Raw genomic sequence first — 8,203 nt, 5'->3', positions numbered from 1 at the left:
CCCGACCCGGCAGCCTGGGCCTGGTCGGGTTCGCGGACGATGGTGCTCCAGTGGCTGGCGACGAGGTCGAAGAGGTGGGAGACCGCGATCTTGGCTTCCTCCGGGGGTCAGGGGCGGGTGATGCCCTTGACGACCTCGTCGATCCGGGCGAGTTCCTCGTCGCCGAACTCGAGGTTCGAGGCCGCCGCGACGCTGTTCTCCAGCTGCGCGACACTGCTCGCGCCGACGACGGCCGAGGTGACCCGGCCGCCGCGCAGCACCCAGGCCAGGGCCATCTGGGCGAGCGACTGGCCGCGCTCCCGCGCCAGCCCGTTCAGCGCGCCCAGGCGGTCCACCAGGTCCGGGGTGACCGCGTCGGCCGACAGGAACGGGCTCGCGCCCGCCGCCCGGGACCCCTCGGGAATGCCGCCGAGATAGCGGTCGGACAGGATGCCCTGCTCCAGCGGCGAGTAGGCGATGGAGCCCGTGCCCAGCTCGTCCAGGGTGTCCAGCAGACCGTCCTCGACCCAGCGGTCGAGCATCGAGTAGCGCGGCTGGTGGATGAGGAGGGGCGTGCCCAGCTCGCCCAGGATCCGGGCGGCCTCGCGGGTCTGGTCGGCCGAGTAGTTGGAGATGCCCGCGTAGAGGGCCTTGCCCTGGCGCACCGCGGTGTCGAGCGCGCCCATCGTCTCCTCGAGCGGGGTGTCCGGGTCGAAGCGGTGCGAGTAGTAGATGTCGACGTAGTCGAGTCCGAGGCGGGTCAGGCTCCGGTCCAGGGACGCGCGCAGGCTCTTGCGGGACCCCCACTCGCCGTACGGGCCCTCCCACATGTGGTAGCCGGCCTTGGTCGAGATGACGATCTCGTCCCTGAGGTGCGCGAAGTCCGTCTTCAGGGCGCGGCCCATGGTGATCTCGGCGGAGCCGGGCGGCGGGCCGTAGTTGTTGGCCAGGTCGAAGTGGGTGATGCCCAGGTCGAAGGCCCTGCGCAGGATGGCGGCCTGCGTCTCGGGGGTCCGGTCGCCTCCGAAGTTGTGCCAGAGCCCGAGGGACAGCGCGGGAAGCAGCAGGCCGCTGCGGCCGGTGCGGCGGTAGGGCATGGCGGCGTAGCGGTCGGCGGACGGAAGGTACATGCGAGCACTCCGCGGGAGAGGTCCGGGGAACGCGCCAGGTCTGGTGCGCTGTCCTCCAGCCTGACGGAGATCGATCCAGCGGTCCAACAGGAGATTCCGCTTGGATTCATCGCTAGGATCGTTCAATCATGGAACTGCGTCAGCTGGAGCACTTCGTCGCCGTCGCCGAGGAACGGCACTTCACCCGCGCGGCGGAGCGTCTCGCCGTGTCCCAGTCCGGTCTGTCGGCGTCCGTCCGGGCGCTGGAGCACGAGCTGAGGACGCCCCTGTTCAGCCGCACCACCCGCACGGTGCGGCTCACCGAGGCGGGGCAGGCCCTGCTGGTGGAGGCGGAACGCACGCTGGCCGGGGCCAGGGCCGCCCGGGACGCCGTCGACGCCGTACGGGGGCTGCTGCGCGGCACGCTGACCCTGGGGGTCGAGCAGTGCGTGGCCGGAGTCAGCCCGGCACGACTGCTCGCCGCCTTCCACCGGGAACACCCGCACATGGAGATCCGGCTGCGCCAGGAGGGCACGTCCAGCCTGCTGGAGGGGGTGGCCGGCGGGCGCCTGGACCTCGCCTTCGCGGCCACCGTCAGCCCGCGCGAGTGGCGGGGCGAGCTGATGCCGCTGGCTCGGGAGGCCATGGTCGTCCTCTGCGAGCCCGGGCACCGGCTGGCGCGCGAGGGGCCGCGGGTGGCGTGGGCCGCGCTGCGGGGCGAGCCGTTCATCGACTTCCATCCGGACTGGGGGCCCCGGCGGGCGGCGGACGAGGCGTTCGCCGCGGCCGGGATCCGCCGCACGGTGGCCCTGGAGGTCAACGACGTGCACAGCCTGCTGGAGCTGGTGCACGAGGGCCTCGGCATCGCGGTCGTCCCCCACCACTTCTCGCGCAAGCCGGAGGCCGCCGGGCTCGCGGTGGTGGAGCTCCACGGCGCGCCCGGTGCCGCCTACGAGAGCGTGGTGGTCCTCCCTCCGGCCGGGGCGATGAGCCCGGGGGCCAGGGCGCTGATGGCCCTGGTACGGGAGAACCCCCTGCGCTGAGAGCCCTGCCGGGGCGGGGCAGAGCGGGGCAGGGGAGGTCGGCGTCCCGCCCCGCCGCCGGTCAGTCCTCGTGTCCCAACTGGACGTCGCGTTCGGTGCGGCCCCCTCCGGGGACCTGGAGGACCGTGGCGACCGGCGGATATCCGGCGGCGATCACGGTGTACTCGCCGGTCGACAGATCGACGAAGCGGAAGGACCCGTCGGGCCCCGTGGTCAGCGTGCCGACCACGTTGCCGGCCGCGTCCAGCAGGGTGACCCGGGCGTCCTCGACCGCCCTGCCACCGGGGGCCCGTACGACTCCGCGCAGGACGGCGCCGCCGGCCAGTTCGATGTCCTGCCGCGTCTCGCGTGCCGCCTGCACACTGACCGGCAGGGCGGCGGGCCGGAAGGCCGGGGCGCTGGCGGCCAGGGTGTACTCGCCGGCCACGAGTTCCGCGATCACGTAACCGCCCTCCCGCCCGGTGCGGGTGGTCACGACGACCTCGCCGCGTACGTCGGTGAGGGTGACGGCGGCGTCGCGCACCGGCGCCCCGTCGGGCGTGACGACCGCTCCGGCGAGCCGTCCCGCGCCGCCGAGCACCACGTCGAGGCGCACGGGCCGCTCCCCCACCGTGACGCTGACCGCCTGCGGCTGGTGGCCGCCCGCGGCGGCGATCAGCACGTAGGAGCCGGCGCCGGGCGCGCTCAGCGCGTACCGCCCGTCGTCGCCGCTCGCCCCGCGTCCGACCTGCCGCCCCTGGACGTCGATGAGGGTGAGCGCGGCCCGGCCCACCCTCGTACCGTCCGGGTGCTGGACGTCCCCGCCGATCGGGACCCCCGCGAGGTGGCCGGGGTGCCCCGGGCCCTGGACTGCACGGGCCGCCGGAATCGTGGTCTGCGTCGTGGCCGGGTCGGCGGCCTGGGGGGTGTGGTGGGACACCAGCGGTTTCTCCTTGAGGAAGAAGGCGAGGAACAGGCCGAGCAGGAGCACCGGCACGAGGTACAGGAAGATGCGCGGCATCGCGTCGGCGTACGCCCGGATGTACGCGTCACGCAGCGCGGGCTCCATGGCGTGGACCAGCTGAGGGGTGATCGACGCCGGGTCGGGCAGGCCGGCACCGGACGGGAGCCGCACCTCCAGGGCGTCGGCGAGGCGCCCCGCGAACAGGGTGCCGAAGACCGCGGCGCCGACGCTGCCGCCGATCTGCCGGAAGTAGTTGTGGGCGCTGGTGGCGGTGCCGAGGTCGCGGGGGTGCACGGAGTTCTGCACGGCCAGCACGAGGATGGACATGACGAGGCCGATCCCGATCCCCAGGACGGCCTGCCAGGCGCCGTACTCCAGCGGTGAGGTGCCGGTGTCCAGGAGGGAGAGCAGCCACATCCCGACGGCCGAGACGGCCACGCCCACGAGGGGGTAGGCGCGGTAGCGGCCGGTGCGCGAGACGAGTTGCCCGGAGACGACGGAGGCGACGACGATGCCGCCCATCATGGGCAGCATCAGCAGCCCCGACTCGGTGGCGGACACGCCCTCGACCATCTGGAGGTACGTCGGCAGGTAGCTGGCGGCGCCGAAGAGCGCGACCCCGACGACCGCGCCCACCAGCGAGGTGACGGTGAAGACGGAGTCGCGGAACAGCCGCAGCGGGATGAGGGGTTCGGCGGCCCGGTGCTCGACGACGAGGAGCAGCAGGACCGAGACGGCGGCCCCGGCGGCGAGTCCCACGATGGTCCGCGAGTCCCAGGCGTACTCCGTGCCGCCCCAGCTGGTGAGCAGTACGAGACAGGTCGAGGCGGCGGCCAGCAGCAGCGCCCCCAGCACGTCGAGGCGGGGGCGGACGGCCGGCCTGGGCAGCTTGAGGACGAGCGCGATGACGGCGAGGGTGACGAGGCCGAACGGCACGTTGATGTAGAAGCACCAGCGCCAGGAGGCGTGGTCGGTGAAGAAGCCGCCGAGGAGGGGCCCGGCCACGGAGGCGAGGCCGAAGACGGCGCCGATGAGGCCCATGTAGCGGCCGCGCTCCCGGGCCGGGACGATGTCGGCGATGATCGCCTGGACGCCGATCATGAGTCCGCCGCCGCCGATTCCCTGGACGGCCCGGAAGGCGATGAGTTCGTCCATGGTGCGGGACCACCCCGCGAGGGCGGAGCCGATGACGAACACGACGATCGCGAACTGGAAGACGCCCTTGCGGCCGAAGAGGTCGCCCAGTTTCCCGTAGAGCGGCAGGCCGATGGTGGAGGCGAGCAGGTAGGCGGTGACCGCCCAGGACATCTTGTCCAGGCCGTGCAGCTCGCCGACGATCCTGGGGAGGGCGGTGGCGACGATCATCTGGTCGAGCGCCGCGAGCAGCAGGGTGAGCATCAGGCCGAGGAAGACGAGACGGACCCCCCGGGGGCCGGTCTCCCCGGGCGCGGCGGCCGGTGTGTCCGGCGGGGGGAGGTGCAGCGGTCCGGCCGCCGCACCCCCCGTACCGCCCGGCTCGTCCTTCACCTTCGTGATCCCACCCACCACGTGACGCTCCCCTCATCGCACTGCGCCGCCCATTTCTCGCATCAGGCGGCAAGGCGGGGCAAACGTGGCCGGGCGTACGCAGGGCGCGCGGTGCGGGCTTATGCGCCGGTGGGAGGTGTTGCGGCGCACAACCGGCCGCCCCGGAGAACCACCCGTTCCGGTGAGGCCGGCCGTGACACCGGCAGGAGGCGCGGCGTGGTTACTTCTCGACCTCGGTGGCGAGGTTCTGCAGCAGTTCGCCGTAGATCCGGCCGAGCCCCTTGGGCGCGAAGGTCTTCTCGAAGAATCCGCCGATGCCTCCGGCACCGTTCCACACGGTCGTGACGACGACCCGGGACTTCCCCTCGCCGGCCGGGGTGACGGTCCAGGTGGTGACCATCGTGGAGTTGCGGTCCGTCTCCACGAGCCGGCCGTCGGAGGGTTCGGTGACGTCGAGCAGGCAGTCGCGGACCCGCTTGCTGGTGGCCTGGAGCTTCCAGTGCACGAGGGTGCCCTCGCCGTCTCCGCCCTCACGCACCTCGTACTCGCTGAAGTGAGCGGTGAGCACCTTGCCCCGGACCTCCTTGTAGTCGGCGAGCGCGTCGAACACCGTCTCCGCGTCCGCCGTGATGATCCGCTCCGTCGTGGCCTCGACCTGCGCCATGCCTGCTCCTCCAGCACTCGGTTATTCGGGGTGCCGCTGAGCCAACCACCTCGGGGGCGGCCCCTCAAAATCGGGGCCCCGCCTCCCGCCTCCGTTCCGGCGCGCACGATCAAGGGAACAGATGTTCTATTCTCTGCGCAGTACTACCGAGGAGGCGTCCATGCGCTGGGACAACCTGGCAGAAAACACCGCTCAGAGGGCGAAGCCGGGGCCCGGCGCGCTCTTCGCCGCGGACGCGGTGACCACGCGCACCTTCGACACCCCCGAATTCCGGGGGATCACCTTCCACGAGATCCGGGCGCGCTCGATCGTGAACCGGGTGCCGGGAGCCTCCCGCATGCCGTTCGAATGGACCGTGAACCCCTACCGGGGCTGCTCGCACGCCTGCGTGTACTGCTTCGCCCGCAAGACCCACAGCTACCTCGACCTGGACACCGGCCTGGGCTTCGACTCGCAGATCGTCGTCAAGATCAACGCCGGCGAGCTGCTCGACCGCCACCTCGCGTCCCACCGGTGGCAGGGTGCGCACATCGCGATGGGCACGAACGTCGACTGCTACCAGCGGGCCGAAGGCCGCTACCGCCTGATGCCCGGCATCATCGCGGCGCTGCGCGACCACGCGAACCCCTTCTCCATTTTGACGAAGGGCACCCTGATCCTGCGCGACCTGGAGCTGCTGAAGCAGGCCGCCGAGGTCACCGAGGTCGGCATCTCCGTGTCCGTGGGCTTCACGGACCGCGACCTGTGGCGCACCGTAGAGCCGGGCACACCCTCCCCCGAGCGCCGCCTGGACGTCGTCCGCACCCTGGCCGCCCACGGCATCGACTGCTCGGTGCTCATGGCGCCGGTCGTCCCGTTCCTCGGCGACCACCCGGACCAACTGCGCGCCACGGTCCGCGCCATCGCCGCCGCCGGCGCGTCCTCGGTGACCCCGCTGGTGCTGCACCTGCGCCCCGGCGCCCGGGAGTGGTACATGCGGTGGCTCGCGCACCACCACCCGCACCTGGTGCCGCGGTACGAGCGGATGTACGCGGACGGGGCGTACGCGCCCACCTGGTACCAGCGCCGCGTCACGCGCAGCGTGCACGAACTGGCCGCCGAGTACGGCATCGGCCCCGCGCACCGGGGCCGGTCCCGGCGGATCGGCACGCCCGCGCGCGCCGGGACGCCCGCCGAGCAGGAGCGGAGTCCGCGCCCGCAGGAACAGGGCCCCACCCAGCTGACCCTGCTCTGAGCCACGCCCTGAGGTCCCGTCACCCCCGGTCCCGCGTGCGCGGCCGCCCCGGCCGCGGGTCCGCCGGTCTGACCAATCGGGTCAACTCTGCCGGAATCTGTCCTTCCGCGCCCGTTTGCGGGGAGCATGCGGCGGGGGCTGTGCCACCCACAGCCGCGTTCTCTCCACCACGGGAGGCCATATGACGACACGTGCAGGAATCCTGGTCGCCGTCGGCGCGACGGTCGCGGGCGTGCTGAGCGCCGTACCGTCCGCCGCGTCCACCTCGCCCCCCTCCGCCCCGGCCCGCGCCCACGCCGCCGCACCGCTCACGTGGACCGGCTGCGGGACGGAGTCCTACCCCACCCTCCAGTGTTCGACGGTCCGCGCGCCGCTGGACCACGACCACCCCTCGGGCAGGCAGGTGACCCTCGCCCTCTCGCGCGTCCCCCATACGGCGAGGACGTCGCAGGGCCCGCTGCTGGTCAACCCGGGCGGCCCCGGCGGGAGCGGCCTGTCGATGGCCGGCTTCGTGGCCTCCTCGCTGCCCCCGAAGCTCGCCGCCCAGTACGACGTCATCGGCTTCGACCCGCGCGGGGTCGGGAAGAGCACCCCCGCGCTGAACTGCGCGCCGAAGCACTTCGACCCGGTGCGGCCCGACACCGTGCCGGACTCCTACGGGGCCGAGAAGGCCAACCGCGACCGGGCGGCGTCCTTCGCCGCCGCGTGCGGCGAGACCCACGGCGACCTGCTCCCCCACATGGACACCGTCAGCGCCGCCAAGGACCTCGACGTGATCCGAAGGGCACTCGGCGCCCCGCGGATCAACTACTTCGGCTACTCCTACGGCACCTACCTGGGCGCCGTGTACGCCAAGCTGTTCCCGGAGCGCGTACGGCGCCTGGTGCTCGACTCGATCGTCGATCCCGGCGGCGTCTGGTACGAGGACAACCTCGGCCAGGACTACGCGTTCGACGCCCGCCACAAGGCCTTCGCCGCGTGGGTCGCGCGCCACGACGCCACCTACCGGCTGGGCAGCGACCCGGCGGAGGTCGAGGCCGCCTGGTACCGGATGCGCGCCGCCGTGAAGAAGCACCCGGCCGGGGGCGAGGTCGGTCCGAGCGAGCTGGAGGACACCTTCCTGCCCGGCGGTTACTACAACGGTTACTGGCCCGGCCTGGCCGAGGCGTTCTCGGCGTACGCCGGAGGCAAGGGCGAGGCCGCGCTCGTGGCCGCCTACGAGAACCTCGGCGCCGTGGACGCGGAGGGCGACAACGGCTACTCCGTCTACACGGCCGTGCAGTGCCGCGACGCGGCCTGGCCCCGGACCTGGAGCACCTGGCGCGACGACACCTGGCAGGCGCACCGCAAGGCGCCCTTCATGTCGTGGAACAACACCTGGTACAACGCACCCTGCGCCACCTGGCCGGTCGAGCCCCTGAACCCGGTCCGGGTGACCAACCACGAGATCCCGCCGGCGCTGCTGTTCCAGGCCACCGACGACGCGGCCACCCCCTACGAGGGCGGCGTCGCCGTGCACCGCAAGCTGAAGGGTTCCGCCCTGGTCGTGGAGCAGGGCGGTGGCAACCACGGCATCAGCCTGAGCGGCAACACGTGCCTGGACGCCTACCTGGTGGACTACCTCACCGACGGCACCGTCCCGGACGCGGGCGGCAGCGGCGCCGACGCGGTCTGCGACGCCCTGCCCGACCCGGAGCCGCTGAC

At 72.8% G+C, this 8,203-nt stretch carries 6 protein-coding genes; 3 read left to right on the top strand and 3 right to left on the bottom strand.

The genetic code is table 11. The features are described 5' to 3' along the window. Window positions 1-107: 107 nt before the first annotated feature. Complete coding sequence (locus tag ABZ371_RS25395) at window positions 108-1,109, bottom strand: aldo/keto reductase (protein ID WP_358683636.1); 1,002 nt, start codon at window positions 1,107-1,109, stop codon at window positions 108-110. A gap of 128 nt (window positions 1,110-1,237) precedes the next feature. Between ABZ371_RS25395 and ABZ371_RS25390 the strand changes: the two genes are divergently transcribed. Next, entirely contained in the window at window positions 1,238-2,131 is an 894-nt protein-coding gene (locus tag ABZ371_RS25390) for a LysR substrate-binding domain-containing protein (RefSeq protein ID WP_358683634.1), read from the top strand. A 61-nt stretch (window positions 2,132-2,192) separates the two neighbouring features. Here the strand turns inward: ABZ371_RS25390 and ABZ371_RS25385 are convergent, their stop codons facing one another. Both ABZ371_RS25385 and ABZ371_RS25380 read right to left on the bottom strand, forming a co-directional pair. Beyond that, complete coding sequence (locus tag ABZ371_RS25385) at window positions 2,193-4,622, bottom strand: MFS transporter (protein WP_358683632.1); 2,430 nt, start codon at window positions 4,620-4,622, stop codon at window positions 2,193-2,195. 199 nt (window positions 4,623-4,821) lie between these two features. Next, window positions 4,822-5,265: an SRPBCC family protein gene (locus tag ABZ371_RS25380; protein WP_358683630.1), complete on the bottom strand. Its 444-nt coding sequence runs from the start codon at window positions 5,263-5,265 to the stop codon at window positions 4,822-4,824. Between the two features lie 160 nt (window positions 5,266-5,425). Between ABZ371_RS25380 and ABZ371_RS25375 the strand changes: the two genes are divergently transcribed. Both ABZ371_RS25375 and ABZ371_RS25370 read left to right on the top strand, forming a co-directional pair. After that, window positions 5,426-6,499 carry an Rv2578c family radical SAM protein gene (locus ABZ371_RS25375; RefSeq protein ID WP_358683628.1) on the top strand — a complete coding sequence of 358 codons (1,074 nt, stop codon included), beginning with the start codon at window positions 5,426-5,428 and terminating at the stop codon, window positions 6,497-6,499. Window positions 6,500-6,680: 181 nt separating this feature from the next. Continuing rightward, window positions 6,681-8,203 (top strand): alpha/beta hydrolase (locus ABZ371_RS25370; protein ID WP_358683626.1); only part of this gene is annotated, 1,523 nt, incomplete at its 3' end.

The sequence above is a fragment of the Streptomyces sp. NPDC005899 genome, from assembly GCF_040629645.1.
Taxonomy (GTDB): domain Bacteria; phylum Actinomycetota; class Actinomycetes; order Streptomycetales; family Streptomycetaceae; genus Streptomyces.
This window is presented reverse-complemented; position numbering and strand designations above follow the sequence as displayed.